The 24,728-nt window shown below is 26.0% G+C and carries 20 protein-coding genes; 2 read left to right on the top strand and 18 right to left on the bottom strand.

Annotated features, from left to right (window positions below):
* Positions 1-2: 2 nt before the first annotated feature.
* A complete protein-coding gene (locus ACTTAU_RS02860) occupies positions 3-2,042 on the top strand; it encodes an ATP-dependent helicase (RefSeq protein ID WP_438305732.1) in 2,040 nt (679 codons plus the stop codon).
* Complete coding sequence (locus ACTTAU_RS02855) at positions 2,039-3,730, top strand: aminopeptidase P family protein (RefSeq protein ID WP_438305734.1); 1,692 nt, start codon at positions 2,039-2,041, stop codon at positions 3,728-3,730. The genes ACTTAU_RS02860 and ACTTAU_RS02855 overlap by 4 nt, the downstream gene beginning before the upstream one ends.
* On the opposite strand, the gene ligA is transcribed toward ACTTAU_RS02855, so the two are convergent.
* From ligA to mraZ, 18 genes are all read right to left on the bottom strand, one after another.
* On the bottom strand, positions 3,713-5,740 hold the full coding sequence (gene ligA, locus ACTTAU_RS02850) for an NAD-dependent DNA ligase LigA (protein ID WP_438305737.1): 2,028 nt from the start codon (positions 5,738-5,740) through the stop codon (positions 3,713-3,715). The genes ACTTAU_RS02855 and ligA overlap by 18 nt on opposite strands.
* A 1-nt stretch (position 5,741) precedes the next feature.
* Positions 5,742-6,575: an outer membrane protein assembly factor BamD gene (locus ACTTAU_RS02845; protein WP_438305739.1), complete on the bottom strand. Its 834-nt coding sequence runs from the start codon at positions 6,573-6,575 to the stop codon at positions 5,742-5,744.
* Positions 6,576-6,613: 38 nt separating this feature from the next.
* Positions 6,614-7,534, bottom strand: a complete 921-nt coding sequence (gene lpxC / locus ACTTAU_RS02840) for a UDP-3-O-acyl-N-acetylglucosamine deacetylase (protein WP_438305742.1) — start codon at positions 7,532-7,534, stop codon at positions 6,614-6,616.
* Between the two features lie 67 nt (positions 7,535-7,601).
* Positions 7,602-8,306: a hypothetical protein gene (locus ACTTAU_RS02835; protein ID WP_438305743.1), complete on the bottom strand. Its 705-nt coding sequence runs from the start codon at positions 8,304-8,306 to the stop codon at positions 7,602-7,604.
* Complete coding sequence (locus tag ACTTAU_RS02830; RefSeq protein ID WP_440632914.1) at positions 8,299-8,973, bottom strand: cell division protein FtsQ/DivIB; 675 nt, start codon at positions 8,971-8,973, stop codon at positions 8,299-8,301. The genes ACTTAU_RS02835 and ACTTAU_RS02830 overlap by 8 nt, the downstream gene beginning before the upstream one ends.
* A complete protein-coding gene (locus ACTTAU_RS02825) occupies positions 8,954-9,868 on the bottom strand; it encodes a D-alanine--D-alanine ligase (RefSeq protein WP_438305747.1) in 915 nt (304 codons plus the stop codon). The genes ACTTAU_RS02830 and ACTTAU_RS02825 overlap by 20 nt, the downstream gene beginning before the upstream one ends.
* Complete coding sequence (gene murB, locus ACTTAU_RS02820) at positions 9,865-10,776, bottom strand: UDP-N-acetylmuramate dehydrogenase (protein ID WP_438305750.1); 912 nt, start codon at positions 10,774-10,776, stop codon at positions 9,865-9,867. The genes ACTTAU_RS02825 and murB overlap by 4 nt, the downstream gene beginning before the upstream one ends.
* Entirely contained in the window at positions 10,773-12,170 is a 1,398-nt protein-coding gene (gene murC, locus ACTTAU_RS02815) for a UDP-N-acetylmuramate--L-alanine ligase (protein WP_438305751.1), read from the bottom strand. The genes murB and murC overlap by 4 nt, the downstream gene beginning before the upstream one ends.
* Complete coding sequence (locus ACTTAU_RS02810) at positions 12,160-13,224, bottom strand: UDP-N-acetylglucosamine--N-acetylmuramyl-(pentapeptide) pyrophosphoryl-undecaprenol N-acetylglucosamine transferase (protein WP_438305753.1); 1,065 nt, start codon at positions 13,222-13,224, stop codon at positions 12,160-12,162. Before ACTTAU_RS02810 ends, murC begins: the two co-directional genes overlap by 11 nt.
* A 2-nt stretch (positions 13,225-13,226) precedes the next feature.
* Positions 13,227-14,354 (bottom strand): FtsW/RodA/SpoVE family cell cycle protein, encoded by a 1,128-nt coding sequence (locus tag ACTTAU_RS02805; RefSeq protein ID WP_438305755.1) that lies wholly within the window; start codon positions 14,352-14,354, stop codon positions 13,227-13,229.
* On the bottom strand, positions 14,351-15,643 hold the full coding sequence (gene murD / locus ACTTAU_RS02800; protein ID WP_438305757.1) for a UDP-N-acetylmuramoyl-L-alanine--D-glutamate ligase: 1,293 nt from the start codon (positions 15,641-15,643) through the stop codon (positions 14,351-14,353). The genes ACTTAU_RS02805 and murD overlap by 4 nt, the downstream gene beginning before the upstream one ends.
* Positions 15,643-16,728 carry a phospho-N-acetylmuramoyl-pentapeptide-transferase gene (mraY, locus tag ACTTAU_RS02795; protein WP_438305758.1) on the bottom strand — a complete coding sequence of 362 codons (1,086 nt, stop codon included), beginning with the start codon at positions 16,726-16,728 and terminating at the stop codon, positions 15,643-15,645. The genes murD and mraY overlap by 1 nt, the downstream gene beginning before the upstream one ends.
* Positions 16,718-19,579, bottom strand: coding sequence for a UDP-N-acetylmuramoyl-L-alanyl-D-glutamate--2,6-diaminopimelate ligase (locus ACTTAU_RS02790; protein ID WP_438305760.1), 2,862 nt, complete (start codon positions 19,577-19,579; stop codon positions 16,718-16,720). The genes mraY and ACTTAU_RS02790 overlap by 11 nt, the downstream gene beginning before the upstream one ends.
* 2 nt (positions 19,580-19,581) lie before the next feature.
* Positions 19,582-21,264, bottom strand: coding sequence for a peptidoglycan D,D-transpeptidase FtsI family protein (locus tag ACTTAU_RS02785; RefSeq protein WP_438305762.1), 1,683 nt, complete (start codon positions 21,262-21,264; stop codon positions 19,582-19,584).
* Positions 21,261-21,542, bottom strand: coding sequence for a cell division protein FtsL (locus ACTTAU_RS02780; protein WP_438305764.1), 282 nt, complete (start codon positions 21,540-21,542; stop codon positions 21,261-21,263). Before ACTTAU_RS02780 ends, ACTTAU_RS02785 begins: the two co-directional genes overlap by 4 nt.
* A 23-nt stretch (positions 21,543-21,565) precedes the next feature.
* The gene (rsmH, locus tag ACTTAU_RS02775) at positions 21,566-22,576 is read right to left on the bottom strand and encodes a 16S rRNA (cytosine(1402)-N(4))-methyltransferase RsmH (protein WP_438305766.1); all 1,011 of its coding nucleotides are present in this window, start codon (positions 22,574-22,576) and stop codon (positions 21,566-21,568) included.
* Positions 22,577-22,594: 18 nt separating this feature from the next.
* A complete protein-coding gene (gene ftsZ, locus ACTTAU_RS02770; RefSeq protein WP_438305768.1) occupies positions 22,595-24,076 on the bottom strand; it encodes a cell division protein FtsZ in 1,482 nt (493 codons plus the stop codon).
* 3 nt (positions 24,077-24,079) lie between these two features.
* On the bottom strand, positions 24,080-24,547 hold the full coding sequence (gene mraZ / locus ACTTAU_RS02765) for a division/cell wall cluster transcriptional repressor MraZ (protein WP_438305770.1): 468 nt from the start codon (positions 24,545-24,547) through the stop codon (positions 24,080-24,082).
* Between the last annotated feature and the right edge of the window lie 181 nt (positions 24,548-24,728).

The following is a 24,728-nucleotide window of genomic DNA, read 5'->3' as shown; positions in this document are numbered from 1 at the left end:
AAATGGTAAACGCAGATTATCTTAAAAACCTGAATGAAGCTCAAACAGATGCTGTTACTTATTTGAACGGACCCTTATTAATAGTAGCTGGTGCTGGATCAGGTAAAACCAAGGTTTTAACAAGCAGAATAGCCCACATTATTAAAGAAAAAAAAGCATACCCTAATCAAATTTTAGCTGTCACCTTTACTAATAAAGCTGCTAAAGAAATGCAAACAAGAGTAAGCTCAATACTTGGAGCAAGTGCAACTGGATTGTCTTGGTTGGGTACTTTTCACTCAATATGTGCTAAATTATTAAGAAAGCACGCAAGTGCAGTAAATCTTAATTCAAATTTCACTATTATAGATTCAGATGATCAAATAAGATTAGTTAAAAATATCTGTAAAGCCGAAAATATAGACATCAAACAACTAGCTCCAAGATATATTCTTGCGATAATGGATAGATGGAAGAACAAAGGACAATATCCTAATGAGGTAATTGTTAATAATAAAGATATTTATGAAAAAACTATATTACCTGTTTACAAAATTTATCAACAAAAGCTTAGTGACTTAAATGCCTGTGATTTTGGTGATCTAATTTTACATGTAGTTAAAATTCTAGAAAAGAATGCAGACATAAGAGAAATATATTCAAGAAATTTTAAATATATTTTAGTAGATGAATATCAGGATACTAATTACATACAAAGTAGATGGTTAAATTTATTAGCTGAGAAAAACAAAAATCTTTGTTGTGTTGGAGATGATGATCAATCAATTTATAGCTGGCGCGGAGCAGAAATTAAAAATTTTTTAGAATTTGATCAAATTTATGAAAACACAAAAGTAATCAGACTAGAACAAAATTATAGATCTACACAAAATATCTTATCTGTTGCCTCACATTTAATATCCAATAATCAAAATCGGGTTGGCAAAACATTAAAAACAACAATGGAAGAGGGTGATTTAATTAATTTAAATTGTTATAAAAATGGAAAAGATGAAGCAATTGGTGTCTCAGATGAGATTGAAAAAATTAAAAAAAAATATTCATTAAACAATATTGCTATCCTTGTAAGAGCTATATTTCAAACAAGAGAATTCGAAGAAAGATTTTTAAAAATCGGATTACCGTACAGGATATTAGGAGGAACAAAATTTTATGAAAGAGCAGAAATTAAAGATTGTGTCGCTTATCTAAGAATAATTCACCAACATAGAGATGATTTAGCTTTTGAAAGGATTGTGAATAATCCAAAAAGATCTATTGGAGACAACACAATTAAACAAATACATGAATTCGCTAAAAAAGAATCTACCAACCTTGAGTTTGCCTCAAGAAAAATGATTGAGCTAAACTTGATAAAACCAAAAACTAAGATGGGACTTTCGATATTTTTAAATTCTCTTTCAAAATGGAGAAATGATTTGGAAATAAAAAAAATTAACCATGTAAAGTTGTTACAAATAATTTTAGATGAGTCTGGTTATTCGGCAATGTTAAAAAATAAAAAAGATGTTGAAAATGAAAATCGTCTTGAAAATATAAAAGAATTACTAAGTGCAATGAAGGAATTTGATAATCTTGAGAGTTTTTTAGAACATGTTTCCCTTGCAACTGCAATTGATCAGGACTGGGAAGGTCAAAAAGTAAACATGATGACTATGCACGCAGCAAAAGGACTTGAATTTGATGTTGTTTTTCTTCCAGGATGGGAAGAGGGTTTATTTCCGCACCAAAAATCTATTGAGGAGAAAGGACAAAATGGACTAGAAGAGGAAAGAAGACTTGCCTACGTTGGAGTTACTAGAGCTAAAAAAAAAGCATTAATATCGTTCTCAATGAATAGGTTTTATCAAGGGGACTGGATCGACAGCATGGCATCAAGATTTATTGATGAATTACCAAGTGATTATTTGGAAAAAAATTCTGTTTTTGAAGAGGATAAAAATGAAATTGAAGACTTTGAATTTAATCAAGATTTTGAAATTGACAGTCAAGATAGCGTCAGAAGTCCTGGTTGGATAAGATATCAAAAAAGAATTAAATGAAAAATTTAATAAGAAAGCTTAGAGTATTATTTAATACACATAGCATAGACGGATATATCATTCCTAAAAATGATGAATTTTTTTCTGAACATGCCAATAAAGATAGACTGAAAAAAATTACAAATTTTACTGGTTCAGCTGGATATGCGATAATTTTAAAAAATAAAAATTATTTATTTGTAGACAGTAGATACACGATACAAGCTAAAATTGAGAGTAAAAAAGTGTTTGAAATTTGTGATTATGAAAAAATATTTGATTTTAAGGAAATAAAAAATCTTACAATCGGTTTTGACCCTGCTCTATTTACTAGTGAACAAATTAAGAAAATTTTTCCAAGAAAAAATATTAAAGTAATAAAAGAAAATCTTATAGATAAGATTATAAAATATAAAAAATCAAAAATTAATAAATTTTACCCACTTGATAAACAAATAGTTGGCCAAAGCCATTTAGAGAAAATTAACATCATAATTGAATTTTTAAAAAAAAATAAACTTGATCATATATTCGTTTCAGCTCCTGAAAATGTAGCCTGGCTACTAAATATTAGAGGCAAAGATAGTCCAACAAGCCCTATTCCAAATTCACATTTACTAATAAGCCGTAATAGAAAAAGAATTCTAATAGCTCCAAAAGAAAAATTAAAGATTTTAATAAAAAAAAAAATTATAAACATCAATCAAATATTAGAACCTAAAGAATTCTATAAGATTAATGAGAGATTATCAGGTTCAAGAATCTTATTAGATATAAAGTCTTGCTCATTAAAATTTGAAGAACTTTTTTCAAAAAAATTTAAAGTTTTTAAAAAAAATGATCCAATTTATTATCTAAAATCGATCAAAAATAAGGTTGAAATCGACAACACCATTAAAACACATATTCAAGATGGGGTGGCGCTAACAAAATTTTTGTTTTGGATAAAAAATATAAATAAAAAAAAAATAACAGAGGTTGATGCACAAAATAAATTAGAAACATTTAGAAAAAAAAATAAAAATTATATATTTCCAAGTTTTAACACAATAGCTGGCACTGGACCAAACGCTGCAATCGTTCATTATAGGGCTAAAAAAAATAACACCAGAGTAATTAAGCCCAAAGACATATTCTTATGTGACTCAGGAGGACAATATAATTACGGAACAACAGATGTTACAAGGACCATTTGCTTTTCAAGACAAAGTTCAAAAGTAAAAAATATTTTTACTGATGTGCTTAAAGGCCATATAGCTGTTGCAACTACTAACCTTAATAAAATTAATATTGGAAAAAAAATTGATATTAATGCCAGGAAATTCTTAAGAAATAAAGGTTTAGACTACGGTCATGGCACCGGACATGGTGTAGGTTATTTTTTAAATGTTCACGAAGGCCCTCAAGGAATTTCTAAATATAATTCAATTAAAATAAAACCAGGCATGATAATAAGTAATGAACCAGGATATTATGAGGAAAATAAATTTGGAATAAGAATAGAAAATCTAGTTTATGCTAAAAAAACTAATAGAAATTTTTATTTTGAAAACTTGACTCTTGCTCCTATTGAAAAAGATTTAATAAATTTTAGTAAACTTACTCAAAAAGAAAAAAATTATCTTTTTAAATATCATATGGAAGTTTACTCAAAAATTTCACCTTACTTAAATAAACAAGAAAAAAAATGGTTAGCTAGTCAAATTTAACATTTTCATCCATTCAGATTGAGTAATAATTTTTATTTTAAGTTCTTTTGCACTTTCAACTTTTCTTTTTGTGGGCTTTTCACCAATTATTAAAAAATCTAATCTTTTTGATACATTACTTACTAGGGATCCAGAATTCTTTTCAATTAGATTTTTAGCTTCAGATCTACTTATGTTCAAAAGTTTACCTGTAAACATAAAAGTTTTACCTTTTAATAATCCATCATTTGTAATTTTTTTTAAGGATTCAATTTGAAGTACCTGATCTAACTCTTTAAGGATAAGTCTATTAATTTTTAGTGAAAAAAAACTTTTTATAGATTGAATTTGTGTCTCACCAATTCCATCAATATTTTCAATTTCAGTTAAAGTACTATCATTTTGAAGGTTTAAAAAATTTTTTGAAGTTTTGACATGTCTTGAAATAAGTTTGGCAGTTTCAATACCAATATGTCTAATGCCTAGCGCATAAATAAATCTATCTAAAGAAATTTTTTTCTTTTGATCTATAGAGTATTTTAAATTATTGACAGATAAATCTCCCCACCCATCTAGCTTTTCTATTTTGCTATAATCTAGTTTAAAAATATCTTGCGGATAACGAACAAGCTTTAAATCCCAGAATTTTTCAACTATTTTTTTTCCAAAACCATCTATATTGAAGGCTTCTTTAGAAACAAAATGTTTAATTTTTTCAATAGCAACCTTTTCACATTCAAAGCCCTCACTCGAACATCTCCTTACCGCATCCTTTTTTTTAGTAATATTGTTGTATTCCTTTATAGTCCTTGAGCCACAAGAAGGGCATATATTTGGAAATAGAAATTTTTTTGTATCATTACTTCTCTTATTAATTTCAACCGAAACTATATGTGGAATTACATCACCAGCTCTTTCAACAACCACATAATCATTTATCCTTATATCTTTTCTATCTATTTCATCTTCATTATGTAGGCTTACATTTGATACCAAAACTCCTCCAATGTTTATTGGTTTTATTTTGGCAACAGGTGTAAGAGCACCTGTTCTTCCAACTTGAATTTCAATATCTAAAATTTTTGAAATACCTTTGTTTGAAGAAAATTTATGTGCAATTGCCCATCTTGGTGCATTAGCAACATAACCTAATCTACTTTGAAGATTAAAATCATTTACTTTATAAACTATTCCATCAATATCAAAGTCAATTTCACTTCTTTTCTTTTCAATATCATAATAATTTTTCATTAGATTTTTAGTTTGTTTTAAAACTTTATTATATGGATTAGTTCTAAAACCCCATTGTGATAAATTATTCAGAAATTCACTTTGTTTATCTAAATTTAATCCTTTTTCAAAACCATAAGTATATGCAATAAATTTCAATGGTATCTTTTTTGTTTGCTCAGGATTTTTTTGCCTTAGAGAACCTGAGGCTGCATTTCTTGGATTTGCAAATTTTTCACTTAATAAAACAAAATCACTATTTTGTATAAATATTTCACCTCTTATATCAATTTCTGATGGAAAATTTTTGTGACTAATTTTTTTTGGAATGTCTTTAATTGTTTTTAAATTTTCTGTTATATCCTCACCTTCTTTACCATCACCCCGTGATAATCCTTTAACAAATAATCCATTTTTGTAAACTAATGAGGCTGATATTCCGTCTATTTTAGGTTCAACACTATATTCAATAATATTTTGATCATCATTTAAATAATTATGGATTTTTTTTTCAAAGTTAATCAAATCTTCTTCATTAAATGCATTGCCTAAGGACAGCATAGGAACTCTGTGCAGAACCTTTTTAAAACTTTTTGAGGGTTTATAACCAATTTTTTTAGATGGTGAGTCTTTATGACTTAAAAAATGATATTTTTTTTCAAGAGATATTATTTCTTTTTTTAAAATGTCATATTGAGCATCAGTAATTTCTGATATACTTTCATTAAAATATTTTTTATTATAGTGATTAATTAATTTAATTTTTTTAAGGTATTTTTTTTTTATTTCTAAATCACTCATTTTAGTTAAAGAGTTTTTTAAATTTTTCTATGATACCTCTCTTATCTTTATTATTAATTTTTTTTTCACTTATTTTATAACTTTTATTAAAAACTTTATAAGATTTTTTATACCAATCACTTGAAAGATAATTGTAGCCAAGAAGATTAGCATATTTTTGTGACTCTTCCTTTAATCCCAATTTATAATTAATTTCTACTAATCTATGCAATGCCTCTTCAACAAAAACTGTCGTATCATAATCTTCCACAACTATTTTAAATCTATTAATTGCTGCTATCCATTTTTGTTTTTTAATATAGTGTCTACCTAAATACATTTCTTTTGCAGCAATAATATCTTGTATTAGATCTATCTTAAATTTTGAATCCATCGCAAAGTCAGTGTTTGGAAAATTTTCTACAACATACTTAAATTTATCTCTCGCTTTTATTAATGGTGCAGAGTCTCTTTTTTCATCTTCAATAGTTTCAAAGTAACACATGGCTATTAAATAATGAGCATAAGAATGATTTATATCTGAAGGATATGTTATTAAGTATCTTTCTAGATTTAATAATGCTTCAGGATAATAATTTTGTAAATAATATGAATAAGATGCTAACAAAGCTGCTTTCGGTGCCCAATCAGATTGAGGATAAAGTAACTCTGCTTCGAGAAATTTTTTAGCTGAAAAATAAGGATCACCCTGATTTAGGGCTAAATAAGCTTCTTTATAAGCAGATATCATTTCTAGATCCTGTTGTGTTTCTTTAATCTTGACAACTTTCACCTCATCTTTTGAACACCCACTTAAAATCATTAGGTAAATTAAAATTATGTAAATTTTATTCATACAATAAAATAAATTTAAATTATAAGGATTAAATAATATTATGCTATAGATCTTAGCAAACTTTTGTTTATAAGTGTATGTGGAAGGTTTCTTTCTTGAATTTCAATTATTGAAAAATTTTCAACATTTTGAAAAACTTTTCTTAATAATTGATTTGTCAAATAATGACCTCCTTGAATACATTTCATATTACCTATAATTCTATATCCACTTGTAAATAAATCGCCAATACAATCTAAAATCTTATGATTAACAAATTCTAACGGGTTTCTCAGACCCTCTTTATTTAAAACTATATCATCTTTAACTACTATAGCGTTATCTAATGATCCACCTTTTGCTAAACCAATTTTTTTAATTGCCTCAATGTCCTCATATAAGCAGAATGTTCTAGAATTTAAAATTTCTGAAAGATCATTTTCATAGACATTTACTTTATTTCTTTGATTACCTATTAAACTATTTTTATATTTTAACTCAAAGTCTATATCCAAACTTATTTTTGAAGGCGATATACTTGCAAATCTTTCTCCATCTTTAAATTCAACTTTTTTATTTATCTTGATAATTTTAATTGGTTGGTCACTCTTTTTTATACCAGCTGATAAAATTTTTTTTATAAATTCTGAAGCAGACCCATCCAAAATTGGAACTTCTTCGTTATCTATTTCAATTAATATATTATCGATACCTAATCCAAATAATGCACCCATCAAGTGTTCAATGGTAGAAACTTTAATTCCAAATTGATTAGATATTGTAGTATTTAAGGACGTATTAGTAACATTATTAAAATTTGGATAAACCAAATTATTATTTTTTAAATCAACTCTTTTAAAAACTATTCCGGTATTCGGCTCAGAACCCCTAAGGCATAAATTTACTATTTTACCACTATGTAAGCCAATACCCTGAAATTTAATTGAATCTTTAATTGTCTTTTGAGTTAGAATTGTCATCTGAAAATACTAATAATATTTTTCAATTTAATAGAAAAAACAACAAATATTACGAGAAAATACAAAGCTAACAAAAAAAATTAAGGAATCTCTCAAAAAAACCCTGTTTTACAAGTCTTTTTTGAGTAAAAAATATTTCTTCATTATTTCTACTACTTAGAAATTTATTTGCCAAGTAAACAATGTCATCTTTATCTTTTTTATAATTAATATTTTGTCTTAAATAATCAGCTATTAAGATTCTTTCGACTAAAATTTGATAATTTGAAAATATTTTTTTTACAATATGAACAGTCTGATTTTTCAAACATTCAAATTTAAGTTCTAAAATTAAATTTTTAAAATCATCATCAATAAGTGATAAATCTTTTTCTTTTCCATCAACTAAAGATTTGCTAATTGCCATGTGAATTATTTTTTGTTCATTAGTATATTTAGAAAACTCATTTTTAAGGGAATTCAATATATCATTTATTTTTTTTTTATTAATTGGCTTTGACTCAAAATTACTTTTAGTAGAAAGATCAACACTTAAGCTATTACCTGTGTCAAAAATTAAATAAATATTTTTTATGAAATCTTTTAAACTTTTTTCAATCTCTATTAGATTTTCAATAAAAAAATTTTCTAATTCTATAAATTGATTATTTAGACCATTTTTTAAAATATGTTTTTTTGTAAAAGAAATTTTATTTTCATTATTTAGACAACTGAAAATAATTTCATTACTATTTAAGATAATAAAATATTTATTATCTAGATCTTTACTCATAAGTAATAATTTGATTTGTTTGTCGAAAATCTAATGTTTTGACATTTTTAAAATTTTTATTTTCGATAATTTTTTTCACTTTATTTAATAAATTAACATTTAATTCAGATGGTAAACGAATAATTAAACCGTTTTCAGTTTTAATATCCCATCTATTTGATTTAAAGTAATAAAAGTTTTCTATTTTTCTTACATTAAAATTAGATTGATCTAAAATTTCAATTAAATTCAAATAAACACTAGCTTCTGGACTGCCAAAAACAAAAGGTAAATCAATTAATTGATCATTTCTTTTTTGAATTAATTTTCCATTAGATCCAATTAAATAATCAATATTATTAACCTTAGTAATTCCTAAAAAATTAGTTTTAATAAGATTGATGTTTAAAGTAGATGGATATTTTTTAAATATCCAAAACTTCTCAACAAAATTATTTGAATTTATATTTTTTGAAATTTCTAAATTATCTATAAAAAAAATATTTTTCCTTTTATATTTTTTAATTTTTTCATATAAATTTGTATTTTCTGAATAATCTAAACCTGAAACGTTTATGAGATCAATTTTAAATAATTGTAAGTTTATATATTTAAAATTATTAACAGAAGCCAAAATTGCAAATAAGAATAAATAAATAATTATTTTTCTATTTGTTCGTTGATGCATCATTCAACAATAGTTCAATTAGTTTAATGAAACTAATTCCTTTGTGCGCACATATTTCTGGCACTAAAGAAAGTTTGGTCATTCCTGGCTGTGTATTAATTTCTAATAAATAAAATTTATTATTAAAAAATTTAAAGTCAGACCTAGTTACACCTCTACAACCTAATAAATTATGTGCTCTTAATGAAATATTCATTAGTATGTTTGAGTCCTTTTCATTAATATTTACTGGAATTATATGCTCAGTTTTTGCTTTGGAGTCATACTTTGCTTGATAATCATAAAATTTTCTTTTTGGTTTAAGTTCAATCGCACCTAGTTTTTTTTTACATAAAATAGCCGCTTGAATCTCTCTACCGGGTATAAATTCTTCGATTAAAATTTTCTTATAGTTTTCAAGTAACTTAATTTTTTTCTTAAAATTTAATTTGTTACATATAAAAACATCTACACTTGATCCTTCGGCAATAGGTTTGATTACTACTGGAAATCCAAAACTGCTCTCTATTTGGTTTTGTAATTTTGAGTAGGGTCTGTCAAAATCAAATTTAATATATCTAGGAGTTAAAATTTTATTTTTTATAAATAATTTTTTTGACACCTCTTTATCCATCGCTTTAGCTGATGCTTCAACTCCAGAATGAGTATAAGGAATTCCAATATTTTCTAAGATTGTTTGAAAATATCCATCTTCTCCAAACTGTCCATGCAGAGCATTGAATATCTTATTAGGTTTAAATTTTTCAACTATTTTATATATCTCATTATTTGGTTCACAAACTTTAACTATATATCCATTTTTTTTTAATTCTCTGGCTACTTGTATTCCAGTCTGAATACTTATTTCACGCTCCTTAGAAAATCCGCCAGAAATTACTAATATTTTTTTTTTCAATTTTCTAAAATTTTTATTTCTTTTTCTAATTGAATTCCTGTTTTACTGAATACACTTTTTTCTACAAAATTAATTAAATTTTTCATATCTTCAAATGTGGCATTACCTGTATTAATAAAAAAATTTGAGTGTTTTTTTGAAATACATGCGCCACCAAATTTTAAATCATTCGAAACTGACTCTTTTATTAACTCCCAAGCTTTTTTGTTAGTCTTATTAATTGGATTTTTAAAAGTACTTCCACTAGTTTTGATCTTAGTTGGTTGATTTAACTCTTTTTTATTTTTCAATTTAAGCATATTTTCTTTTATTTGCTCTGAGTCTTTTTTTGCACCTTTAAAAGACGCACTTAAAAATATTAGATCCTCTGATAAATTGTTACGTCTATATTCAAATTTAATCTCTTTTGCTGGTATTGTAATTATGTTTCCTTTTTTATCTAAAGCTTGTACTGAAATTAATATATCTTTAATTTCTGCTCCAAAACATCCTGCGTTCATTTTGATTGCACCACCAACTGTGCCTGGTATACAAAAAAGGAACTCAAATCCACTAAGACCATTAACTGCAGCAAATTCAGATAATTTTTTATCATACACAGCTGTTCCTGAAATAATCACGTCTGAATTTAAAATAGACAACCTATTAAAATTCTTACCGAGTTTAATCACTACTCCATCAAAAATTCCATCGGTAATTAAAGTATTTGATCCTGCGCCTATTACATGAATTTTTTCTTTGTTATTTAAAATTTTTAAAAATTTTACAAGATCTTTAAGTTCATTCGCTTTAAAAAAAACTTTTGTCTTACCACCAATGTTAAACCAATTTTTTTTTTTTAAATCTGCGTTGTATATAATGCTTTCTTCAAACTCTTTAAGTATCTTTTTTAATTCGTTAGTTTTCATTTAATTAATTTGGGTAAATCTCTAATCCAGGAAGAAATAGATCCTGCACCCATTCCTACGATTAATTTTTTTCCATACATGTTATTTTTTAAATATTTTGCTAGTTGAAACTTATTTTCTATCATTAATAATTTAACCTTAGAGTTTTTGATTAATAATTTTGCAAAACTATCATAACTAAAACCTAATTTGATTTTTTCACCGGCAGTATAGATTGGACATAAAATGACAGTGTCAGCATCTTTAAATGCTAAAGAAAATTCTTTTTTCAAATCTTTTAGTCTTGATATTCTGTGTGGTTGAAAAATACATATTTTTTCATGTGTATTAAAAACTTTTTTTATACCTTCTAAAACAACTTTAATTTCTGTTGGGTGGTGTGCATAATCATCATAGATATCGATATTGTTATAGGTAAAAATTTTATTAAACCTTCTCTCTACACCTTTAAAATTTTTTAGACCTTTTTTAATATTTTTCACAGGAATACCAAGAGACAATGCTACTCCGATTGCTCCAACAGCGTTTCGAATATTATGAATTCCTAATAAGGGTATCTTTATATTCTTAATGATCTGGCTTTTTTCATTTGAAAAATTAATATTAATATCAAATTGAGAATTAAATTTATTTTGTTTTATGTTTATAATTCTTAAATCAGAGCCATTTTTTTGACCGTATGTATAAAAATTTTTATTTTTTAAAGATTTAATTAACTCATTATTAATTTTATCATCACTACATATAAATGATTTACCAAATGATGGGACCTTATTTACAAATCTTGAGAAATAATCTTTTAATTCATTCATAGATTTATAAAAATCCATATGTTCACGATCAATATTAGTAATAATTGCATATGTTGGCGAGATATGGATGAAACTTCCATCAGACTCATCAGCTTCCAAAATAGACCAATCACTTGTCCCGAGTTTTGCGGTATTCTTTATGGCATTTATAACTCCACCATTAATTATTGTGGGATCAATTTTTGTTTCTTGAAATATAGTCGCAAGGAGTGATGTTGTTGTTGTCTTACCATGAGAACCCACCACTACGATATTTTTCATGAGAGAAACTAAATTGGCCAACATTTCACCTCTTTTAATAATTGGTATATTTCTTCTTTTAGCTTCAATGAATTCAGGATTGTCTTTTTTGATTGCTGAAGAAACAACTGCAATTGTAGCTTTATTTAAATTTTTTTTTGACTGACCCAAAAAAAATTTAATTTTCTCTTTTTTTAGTCTTTCTATATTTTTATTAATATTTATATCACTTCCCTGTACTTTAAAGCCTTGGCTATTCATTATCAAAGATAGTCCGCTCATTCCTATTCCACCAATTCCAATAAAATGTATAATTTCTTTTTTTGCGATTTTAATTTTCATTGATAACTCTTACTAACTTCTGGTTTATATCAAGCCAAGAATTATTGTAATTTAATTTTTCTAAATTTGATTTTTTATCAAATAATTCTGATTTATTTTTCAGTAAATTTAAAAGGAATTCTAATAATTTGTTATGAGAAAGTGTTTTTTGATCTAAGACCCAACAACATCCTTTGGCTTCATAATAATTAGCATTTTTTAGTTGATGATCATCTTTTGCTGAAGGAAGTGGTATTGCTATAAAAGGTTTATTTAACAAAGACATTTCTGCAAGCGATGAGGCTCCAGCTCTTGTAATGCATATATCAGAAAAATTAATTAGTTCATGGAATTTTTCCTCAAAATTAAAAATTTGATTTTCAATATTTCTATCATCATAAAATTTTTTTAAATTACCAATATTTTCTCTACTTGTTTGCTGAATAATTTTTATGGAAAATTTTTTTGAAATATCAAAAATTACCTCTTTTATTAATTCATCAAATATTTTTGCACCTTGGCTACCACCTACAATTAAAAAACAAAATTTATCATTTGAGTTTTTATCTATTCTTAAATCATAAAAATTTTTTGAAACGAGAGGCTTAATTAATTCTATTTTATGAATATGTTTTTTTGGAAAATTATAAATATTATCTGAATAGCATAATATTTTTTTAGCAAAATTTAAAAAAAATCTATTACCTCTACCTAAAACCATATTTGGTTCTATCAAAATAATTGTTAATCCTAAAATCTTTGAGCTAATGATTACAGGTATAGACATGTATCCACCTATAGAAATTATTTTATCTATTTTTTTTTTTTTTAAAAAAATAATTGATTTAGCAACCAGATAAATTAGCTTTATCAAATTTATTGGAAAAAAAATATTAAAGTTAATTTTTGGTGTATTAATAATTTCTATTATATAATTTTTAGATGAGAAAAATTTCAATCCTCTTAAATCAGTTGAAAAAAAAATATCAAAATCATTACTTAAATGCTCATAAATAATCTTAGCTGGAATAACATGACCCCCTGAGCCACCAGTTGTTATAAGGATTTTCTTCACTATTAGATTTCAACTTTTCTTTTTGTCAAATTTAAGATAATTCCTGAGAGTAATGAAACACTAATAATTGATGATCCCCCATAACTTAAAAACGGCAATGTCATACCAGTGGTAGGAAATAATCGAATATTTACACCGATGTGTATCATTGCTTGAAATAGTATTAAACTAATAGAACCAACAAGTATTAATTTAACTTTATTATCATTTATTTTTTCTACTTTTTTTAATACTGAAAAAATGAACGTTAGAAATAAAATCAATATCAATATTATAGCTATTATACCAAATTCCTCCGAAATTACTGAAATTATATAGTCGGTATGAGCCTCTGGAACTAGATTTTTAAGAGTACCCTCTCCAATACCTTTCCCAAAAAAACCACCACTTGTTATTGAGTCGATAGCTTTGTCAGATTGAAAGTTATAAGAGCCAGTTTCTTTGTCAAAAAAAGAAAGTATTCTATTTTTTATATATAAAAATTTTGGCACATAAAAAACAAGATATAACAATAATGACAAACCAACTATTGACAACAAACTTAACGTAAGAAGGTTTATACCAGAAATAAATATTAACAATGTCCAACTAATTGCAATCAGCAATGTTTGCCCTAAGTCTGGCTGTATAATTAATAAAATTGCAATTGAAGAAGTAATCAAAAAAGTAGCAAAAAACTTAAGAGTAAAGCTTGAAATTTGTTTATTTGAAATAATTAATCCCATAATTATTATAAAAAATGGCTTAACAAATTCAATAGGTTGTATTCTTGGTAAAATAAAAAGATCTAACCATCTTTTAGATCCCTTCACATTAACTCCAATTAATGGGACAAGTATTAAAAGCATAAGAGAAAAAAAGAAAATATAAATTGAAATTCTGAATAAACTGTCTTGATCTAAATAAGAAAATATAAAAATTATTAATAATCCTAAAATAACAAAAATTAAATGTTTAAAAAAAAAGAAATAACTGTTTGTATTCAATTTATCTGAAGCAATTAACGAAGTGGATACTAATGAAAAAAACAATCCAGTTATAAAAAGAGTTATAACAATTGATAGAATAAATTTATCTAAATTCTTCCACCACTGATAAAAGTAAAAAAAACTAAAAAATTTACTGATCATAAATATTTTTTTATCAGTTTATTGAAATATTTGCCTCGTTCTTCAAAGTTATTAAAACTATCAAACGAAGCTGCTGAAGGGCTAAATAAGACTACTTTTTTTGGACTATCATCATTTTTCATATCTTGAAACACTGTATCTAATGCTTTTGATAAACTGATATATCTTTTTAAATTAATTTTATTTTTTAAATCATTTACAAATTTACTATAATTTATCCCAAAGATGTATCCTTTGATATTTTGATAAAATTTTCTAGATAATTTAAACTGATCACCTTTTTTAGGAATTCCTCCAATAAGCCAATAAATTTTTTTTTTACTTTTTAACATTTCTATTGATGCAGAATAACTGGTAGATTTAGAATCATTTATAACCAAAATATCTTTCTTATTAAAAATAATTTGTTGACGATAATCTAAACCTTTAAACTTATTTACTGTATTAATTAAATTTGTCTTTTTAATTTTAAAAATTTTGGCTAACTTAATAACAAAGCTCAAATTTTCTTTATTTGAATTCGATAAAAAATATTGATTATCAAATAAATTGAGTAAGTTTTTATCTATATCATTATTAACCTTTATAATTTTTCCATTAAATTTTTTTTTCTGTAATACAGATTGGATTAAAGGATTATGTTTTGGGACAAGTCCTATAGAATTTTTATCTTGGTTTTTAAAAAGTTTAAATTTTGCCGAAATATAATTTTTTAAATTTCGATGTCGCTCTAAATGATCAGGAGAAATATTTGTTATTATTGAATATTTTGATCTAAACAGCTTGCTATATTCTAATTGATAAGAAGATGCTTCAATTACAAAAATTGATGTTTTTTTTATCTTTTTGGCTGATAAAATTGGGTACCCTATATTACCAACAAGTTTAACATCAAATTTTTGACTTTTAAGTAAATCAAAAAGTAATTTGCAAGTGGTGGATTTGCCATTTGTGCCTGTGACAGTGATACAGGTATTTTTATTAAATGAATAAAAAATATCAAAATCTGTATAAATAATTCCTAAATTTTTATGTAAAAACTTTTTTAGATTACATTTATTAATGTCAATACCTGGGCTTAATATAATTAAATCAAATTTAATCTTATCTATTTTTTTTTGTGAAATAATATTTTTTTTTACATTGCTTGGTAAATTTTTTTTTTGATAATCATCAAATAAAAAAACTTCATTATATTTCTTTAAAAAATTAAAAGTTGAAATACCACTTTTACCTAAACCATATACTAAAATTTTTTTATTTTTAAAGATATTCGAGTTATTACTCATTATCTCAACTTAAGGGTAGCCAATCCAATTAATGCTAATATTATTGAAATGATCCAAAATCTAATTACAACAGTTGACTCTGGCCATCCTTTTTTTTCATAATGATGATGTATTGGTGCCATCCTAAAAACTCTTTTTCCTGTTAATTTAAAAGAAACAACCTGGACTATAACTGATACGGCTTCTAAAACAAAAAGACCACCTGTAATTGCTAAAACTATTTCATGTTTTGTTATGATTCCTATTGCACCCAATGAACCACCTAAAGATAATGAGCCTGTATCACCCATAAAAATTTTTGCTGGTGGTGCGTTAAACCATAAAAATCCTAAACACGAACCAATTATTGCTCCACAAAAAATAGAAATTTCACCAGTACCCTCTATATAAGTTATTTGTAAATATTCAGAAAAAATTATATTACCTGCTACATAACTTATAAAAGCAAAACAAGCCGCAACTAGGATAACTGGAACAGTTGCAAGTCCATCTAGCCCATCAGTTAAATTTACAGCATTAGAAGCCCCAACTATTATAAAAACTGAAAATGGAATAAAAAACCATCCAAGATTAATTGCTAAATCTTTAAAAAAAGGAAAATATAGATTAGTTAACTCTTGATAGTTTAAATAGTATGTCAAAAAACTTATCCCAATCACAGATAAAATAATTTGACTAAAAAATTTAAATTTAAATGAGATACCAGATGAATTTTGATTAGTAATTTTTTTATAGTCATCTAGTGCACCCAACAACCCAAGAGAAATTAAGATATACAATAAAAATAAAATATAAATATTGGTCAAATCTGACCACATAAGTACCGAAACAATTATACCTATTAATATAACCAATCCACCCATCGTAGGTGTGCCTATCTTTTTTATGATATGATCTGCGGGACCGTCTTCTCTAATTGGGTTAACAATTTTTTTTTTTGAGACCATTCTAATAAATGGTCCACCAATAATTAAAACTAGTATTAATGATGTAAAAACTGCTAAACCAGTTCTAAATGTGATATATTTAAAAACATTTAAAAAACTAAAAATATCTACAATTTCTAGTAAAAAATTATAAACCATAACGATTATCTAGCTTTAATAATTGGGTTTTTTTGTACAGGCCAGTGGAATTAGATCCTTTAATCATTAAATAATCCTCTGAATTCAGTGTTTTTTTAATAAAATTTTCAAAATCGATAAGATTTTCTAATATTAAACCTTTCTTATGTTTCACTACACCCTGGTAGGTATCTTTTATATCTTTTCCATAAACATGAACTTTGTGAATATTCAATTTATTAATTAGCTTTGATATTGATTTGTGGTGACTAGATGAGTTTCGTCCAAGTTCCAACATGTCTCCAAGTAATACATGTTTTAAACTATTTTTTGAATGAACATTCGCAAAATTAGTCAATGATGTTTTTAGTGATAATGGATTAGAATTATAACTTTCATCAATAAGATTAATAATCTTTTTGTTTAATTCTAATTTAGATAAATCACCTCTTCCCTCTGGCACTTTATAATCTAAAAAAATTCTATTTGAAATTTTTTCTATATTAAAGAACAGACTAATTGCTGTTAATGTTGCTAATAAATTTTGAATATGATTTTTAGAATTGTTGTTTGAATAAAAAAATTTTTTTAATGATCCAATTTTAAAAAAAATTTGATATCCATTGTTAATCTTCAAAATTTTATCAAAAGTTGCATAACATTTATTATTTCTATTAAGACTAAATTCATAGATTTTTAAATTTTTTTTCTTAGATTTATTTTTTAAAAAATTATTGAATTGATCGTCTTTATTTAGAATAACACTTCCGTTATTAGTTATATTATCAATTAATTCAGATTTTGCATTTGCAATACCCCTAATATTTCTAAAATTCTTAGAATGAGCATAGCTGATATTTGTAATAATTCCCAAATTGGGTTTTAAAATTTTAGATAAATAGTCTATCTCTCCTTTTCTATCCATTCCAATTTCAAATACTCCAAAATTTATATTTTGTTTTAAATTTAATAAACTTAAAGGAACACCAAATTTATTATTGAATGATTTTGGTGAAAAATATGTTTTAGTAATTTTGGCTAAACTTTTACCAAGTAATTCTTTTAAAGTGGTTTTGCCACAACTACCTGTAATTCCAATTATATTTGAATTTATATTTTTTCTATAATCTGTTGCACACTTTGTTAAAAAATTAAGAGTATCATTTACTAGTACTTGTTTAGATAAAGGTATGGCTTTAACCAATCTATGAGTAATTATCAAAGATGATTTTTTTGCGTAAGCTTCATTAATAAACTTGCTTCCATCAATTTTTTTTCCTTTGATTGCAAAAAAAATATCATTTTTGTTTAAATCTTTAGAATTAATTGATATTTTTTTAATCTTAAGCTTTTCGGGTAATAATTTTGTTTTTTCTTGAATAATATTTAACCTAAGATCATTAAATAATTTTTTATTTTTAATGTTTATGAAATTTAAAATTTCTTCTCGATCAGAAAAATAAAATTTCTTATCTTTATATTCTTGGGTCTTTTCGTGACCCTTGCCTGCTATAATTGCAATTTCACCACTTTGAAGATCGTTGATACATCTTGCAATTGCTATTTTTCTACTTGAAATCTCAATTAATTTTTTCTTTTGTTTAATTCCCTTAACTATTTGTTTTCGAATTATCTTAGGATTTTCTCTTCTTGGATTATCGTCAGTTAAATAAATAACGTCTGCAAATTTTGAAGCGATTAGACCCATTTTGGCTCTTTTGATTTTGTCTCTGTCACCACCACAACCAAAGACCAATCTGATTTTTGAATATGGAAATTGTTGTTTGATGCTGGTTAAAACCGTTTTAAGTGCATCTGGGGTATGAGCATAATCCAAAATAACCTTACTATTGTCTTTTAACTTTCCAATATTTTCAAATCTACCTTCGGCAGGCTTAAGTTTGTGCATTAATTTTGCCATGGAGACTAAATTTATGCCACTTCTTTCAGCAGCTAACATGGCCATTAAAATATTTTTAATTTGAATTTTTCCAATTAAATTTATTTTAAATTTTATAATCTTTTTTTTATTCTTAATTCTAAGACTTAGAATTTGTTGTCCGTTATTAAATCTATGGGAAAGTAATTCTAAATTGGAATTGTGATTAAAAACTGTTAGTAACTTTATTTTATTTTTTTTTGCTATTTTTTTTAATAATTTATGTTGTGGAATTGCATCATCAGTAATAATAACACCATTTTTTTTTATTAATTGTTTAAATAAATATAATTTTGAATTTTGATAATCACGGATATTTCTATGATAATCCATGTGATCGTGAGATAAATTTGTAAAAACACCAATATCAAAATTCAAACCATCTAATCTATTTTGCTTTAAACCATGACTTGAAGCTTCTAGGATTATATTATTTATCTTTTTTTTTAATAGATAGTTTATTATTTCTTTTAATTTAATAGGATCAAGAGTTGTATTGCTTATTTCTTTTTTTTTATTTTCAAACTGAACACCAATAGTTCCTATTGATGCAGATTTTTTTTTATTTAAATTTAATATTTGATAATAAAAATCTGACACAGATGATTTTCCGTTCGTACCGGTTACAGCAACTAATTTTTTTGGTTTTTTTATTAAAAACTTATATGTTAATTCTGAAAGTAGTTTTCTTGGATTATTACTTGTAATAGAAGTGATATTTTTTTCTTTTAAATATATATTTTTTTCAGAAATTATAATTTTTGCACCGTTATTAATAGCATCGGTGATATAATCATAACCATTTAATTTATTTCCATTAATTGCAAAAAAGATATAATTTTTTTTAACCTTTCTACTATCAAAAGCTATGCCAGAAAATTCAAGCTTGGAATATTTTTTTCCAATATTTTTTATGAAATCTCCAAGATACATCTTTAGTTAATTTCATTATATTTTGTGGCTAAAATAGGCCCAATCTTATCAATTATATGACCTGCAACTTCAACAGTAGTCCAGCCAGCTGTATTTCTAGGACTTCCTTTTAATTTAAAATTTGAACCATCTCTATACTCGTATACATAATTTTTATTGTTTTGAGACTCATCTAGCATTACCGCTAAAACAAATTTTGGTTTAGAAGTTGGAAATATTGAAACAAATGTATTTACTTTTTTATTTGAATACGTTCCGTCAATAATTTTATTAGCTGTCCCTGTTTTGCCGCCAATTTCATAGCCATCTACATTGGCTAATTTTGCTGTTCCTTCTTTAGTAGAAACTATTTTTCTTAAAATTGGTAATATTTTTTTAGAAACATTATCATCCAGTATTTGTTTTTTCTCAATAACCTCATTGTTTTTTATAAGAGTTGGTTTAACATTATAACCACCATTTGAAATTATTGAATATGCCTTAACAACTTGCAATAATGTGGTTGTAATTCCATGTCCAAAAGAAGCTGTAGCTAATGGACATTTTCCCCAATTAAATTTTATTGGAACACCCACTTCCTCTATATCAAAATCTATTGATCCAGTTATTCCAATTTTTTCCAAAAAAGATCTAAATTTTTCTTCACCTATCTCTTGGCCAATTCGAACTGAGCCAATATTTCCAGAACGCACCAGAATTTGTTCAAGAGTTAAATTTGAAGGAATATCTTTATCATATTCACTTATTGGAAACCCAGCACATGTTATTGAATTTGGTAAATTGATAAATTCACTTTCTGGTTCAAAAATTTTTTCATTAAATGCAGCTGCCATTGTGAAAGTTTTAAATACTGATCCAAATTCATAAACACCTTTAGTTGCTCTATTAATATAATTAACATCTATGATATTTTCTCGTAGATTTGGGTCAAAATCTGGAACAGATACTAAGGATATAATTTCACCATTATTCACATCCATTAAAATTGCGGCACTTCCTTTAGTATTAAAAATTTGATTATATTTAAGTAATTCTTCCCTAATTAGAAATTGAATGTTTGTATCTAAAGTGAGCTGTATAATATCTTTATTTTCTTTTAATTTTTTATCTAAAGATTTTTCAAGTCCTGAAATTCCATTATTATCATTGTCAATTTGTCCAATAATATGGCTAAACAAATTTTTTTGTGGGTAAACTCTAGTGAGTTTTTCTTCTGGTTTAATGGATTTATCTCCCAGTAGCATTAACTTTTCATAGTTTACATCAGAGATTTTTTTTTCAAACCAAAAAAACTTATTTTTGTCGAACTTTGATTTTATTAATTGATAATCTTTATTTGGAAAAATAATTCCTAAATTTAGTAATAATTTCTTTTGATCAATTATTTCAACTGGGTTAATTCCAATATCAATAGAACTTACTGTTTTTGCTAAAAAATTACCGTTTCTATCAACAATATCTGCTCTTTTTAACTTATTATAAATTTTATTTTTATTACTATTTTCACTATTAAATCCTCTTGATCCAAGATGTATTAAGTGAATAGAGTAAATTATTGAGATAACAAAAAAAACAAAAAATATAAAAGCAATACGATTAAATTTTATATTAATTTTTTTATCATTTTTATCAAAATCAAATTGATCTTCATTTTCATATATTACAAATCTATTTTGATTATTCATTTTTTGCCTAAGATTTTAAGATCGTCTGTAATTATTCCATTATCAGTAACTTTTAAAATTTTAAGGTCTGCAAGAGTTTTTTTTATGAGTGCATTTTCAAAATATAATCGTTGGTATTCAAGTAATTTTTCAGAAGAACTCAAATAATTAAACTCTAACTTAGAGTCTTTGAATCTTTCTTCTAAAAATAATAAATTTTCCTGAATTGAATAAATTTGCTCATCTAAATCTCTTGTTGAGTTTTTTATTAATGAGGTGCTAATAATTAAAGAAAGCATCAACCCAAAAATTAAGAACTTCATCATAAACTCGAACCTAGATTTTCAATTTCGATCAAGTTGGAAAATTTATCTAATATGTCTGTTTGTATTTCATAAGTTTCCTTATTTTTAATGATATATCTCAATTTAGCTGATCTTGAGGATTGGTTTTCACTAATTTCTTGATCTGTTGGAGTAATTGGTTTTTTGTGAGGCATTAAAAAAAATAACTCTTTTTGATCAACCTTTGGCTCATACCTTGAAACACTTTTGTTCTCCGATAAACTTTTAAAAAAATATTTAACTATTTTATCCTCTAATGAATGAAAAGTTACTACAGCCAAGACACCATCTTTTTTTAAAATCTTAACAGAATTTATCAAACCGTATATTAGTTCACTAATCTCTTTATTTACGAATATTCTTAAAGCTTGGAAAGATTTTGTTGCGCTATGAACTTTAAAATTTTTTTTTCGTTTTGATCTTTCAATAATATTTACAAAATCTTCAGTGTTAATGTGTTTATTTTCCCTAAATTTAATAATATTTTTAGAAATTATTTTTGCATCTTTTTCATCACCAAAAAATTTTAAAATTTTTTCAATGTCTTCTTTGTTTAATTTATTGATTGCATCATTTGCAGAAAATTCATTAAGGCCCATCATCATATTGAGTTCTCCTAATGAATTAAATGATAGCCGTTTTTTTGGATCTTTTATTTGAGTTAAAGAATAACCTAAATCAAATATAATTCCTTTTATATTTTCATTCTTTAATTTTAAATTATTAAGCTTGCTGAATTTTAAGTTTTTGAAATGAAAACGATCTGGATATTTTTCTTCTATTTGATCAGCTTTTTTTTTGCTTTCGATATCTCTATCAAGTGCAAGTACTTTTGTGTTTTTATGTTTTAGAATTTCTTTTGTGTATCCGCCTTGTCCAAAAGTACAATCAATAAATGTGCCACCATGTTGAGGGGTAATAACGCTAATAATTTCTTTTAGCAGTACTGGATAATGTTTTACATCATCAGATACTATGGTGGCTTCCATTTATTTTTTTGAAGACCATTAATTCTTTTGTCTTCTTAAAAATGCTGGTATCTCTAAATCATCTTCCTGTTCATCATTGCTTTCTGTAGACAACAATTCATTTGAATTTAAAGTATCACTATCATTGTTGAATAAATCTGGAGCATCAGACTCTACTCCAAACTCGCTTAAGTCATTTTTAATTTCTTGTTCAATTGTAGAATTTTCTTCACTTGTAGCTTCTTCAGTAAATGAAATTTCCTGCTCATTTGAAGTCTCTTCAATAGTATTTTCAACTTCTTGATTTTTTAGAAGTTCTTCATGGTATTGATGATTGACTTGATTAACTTCTTCTTTAATAGCTTGTTGGTTAGCCGTATCTGGGGTTACTTCATTTTCAAGTTTTAAAGCGTTTGCGCCATGAGAAACTGGACTTGAACTACTTGTGGTGAAATTAAATGATGCAGTTGGTCCAACATTAGAAAAATCTGAATAACCTGGGTTTCTATTTTGTATTCTGTGAACCATGTTTATAACTGATTTGGTTTCAGGTTGTTGACCATCTAATGATGTCGCAACAATTGAAACCCTCATTTTACCATCAAGCTCAGAGTCGGTTATTGCACCTATTATTAGTTCTGCTTCAGGATCAACTTCAGCTCTCACTTTATTTACAGCTTCATCAACTTCAAAAAGTTTAAGATCTTTGCCGCCAGTAATGTTTACTAGTAAACCCTTTGCACCTTTTAATGTATAATCATCAATCAAAGGATTGCTTACTGCCATCTCTGCAGCTTTAATTGCTCTTCCTTCACCTTCAGCCTCACCTGTACCCATCATTGCTTTACCCATTGAAGCCATAACAGTTTCGACATCAGCAAAATCAAGATTAATTAAACCAGGTCTTACCATTAAATCTGTAATACTTTGAACACCATGCATTAAAACGTTATTTGAAAGATTAAACGACTCTTCAAATGTTGTTTGTTCGTTAGCAATTTTAAATAAGTTTTGGTTAGGAATTACAATAATTGTATCTACATGTTTTCTTAATTCCTCAAGACCTTGTTGTGCTCTTCTCATTCTTGAAGGTCCTTCATATAAAAACGGTAGTGTTACAACACCAACTGTTAAAATATTTAACTCTTTAGCTGCTCTAGCTATGACATGTGCTGCACCAGTTCCTGTCCCACCACCCATTCCAGCAGCAATAAAAACCATGTTAGCACCTTGTAGAGTGTTTACAATTTCATTTAAAGATTCATCAGCTGCGGCTTGACCGATATCATGTTTAGCTCCAGCACCTAATCCTTTAGTTAAATTTAATCCTAATTGAATTCTAGTTTTTGCTTTACTTAATTTTAAATCCTGAGCATCAGTATTAACTGCTATAAACTCAACTCCTTGCAAATTATTTTCGATCATTTCATTAATTGCATTTCCGCCTGCTCCTCCAACTCCAACTACTAATAGTCTTGGTTGCAGTTCTTTGATCTCTGGTGCTTTAAAGTTAATTGTCATCTTTTATTTCCCCTCATTGTTATTAAAATGTTTTTCCCATTTAAGACTAGCTCTATTAATATTTGCTTTTTTTCTGGCTGAGATCTTAAATTTTTCAAAAATTGCTGGTTCCCAAATTTGGAAGGTTTGACCTTGACCAACAAACAACATGCTATTTTTAATTTTTGCATGTTTTAATAATTTTTCTGATATTGTTATTCTACCTTCGCTATCAAACTGTAGATTTGTACTATCTGCCAAAATTGATGTTGCAAAAAAATCTCTTTTTTCTTCAAAAGGATTTAAAGAGTCTATCGCAGATGAAATTTTTTCAATTCTATCCTGAGAACAAGCTTCAATAGATGTGTTATTAAATGAAGGGTAACAAATAACACCATTATAACCTAGGTTAGATAAATGAGATCTAAAACTAGCAGGCACTGAAACCCTCCCTTTTTTGTCCAGTTTGTTCTCGTAAGTAGATAAAAACATAATATTTAAAATTCAAAAATTCCATATTTGGGAATATATGGGAATATATGGGTTATTAATTAACCTGTCAATTGTTGAATTTTAGGCGTTTTTAAGCCCATTGTTTCAAATTTACTAAATAAGTATTTGGTTATTTGTTATAATTAAAACTAATATCTTTTTCTCTTAGTTGGGTTGAATT

Origin of the sequence: Candidatus Pelagibacter sp. HIMB1505 (assembly GCF_052047915.1) — a bacterium.
Classification (GTDB): Bacteria; Pseudomonadota; Alphaproteobacteria; order Pelagibacterales; family Pelagibacteraceae; genus Pelagibacter; species Pelagibacter communis_A.
Note: the sequence above shows the minus strand (reverse complement) of the source record. Positions and strands in the feature narration are given on the sequence as shown.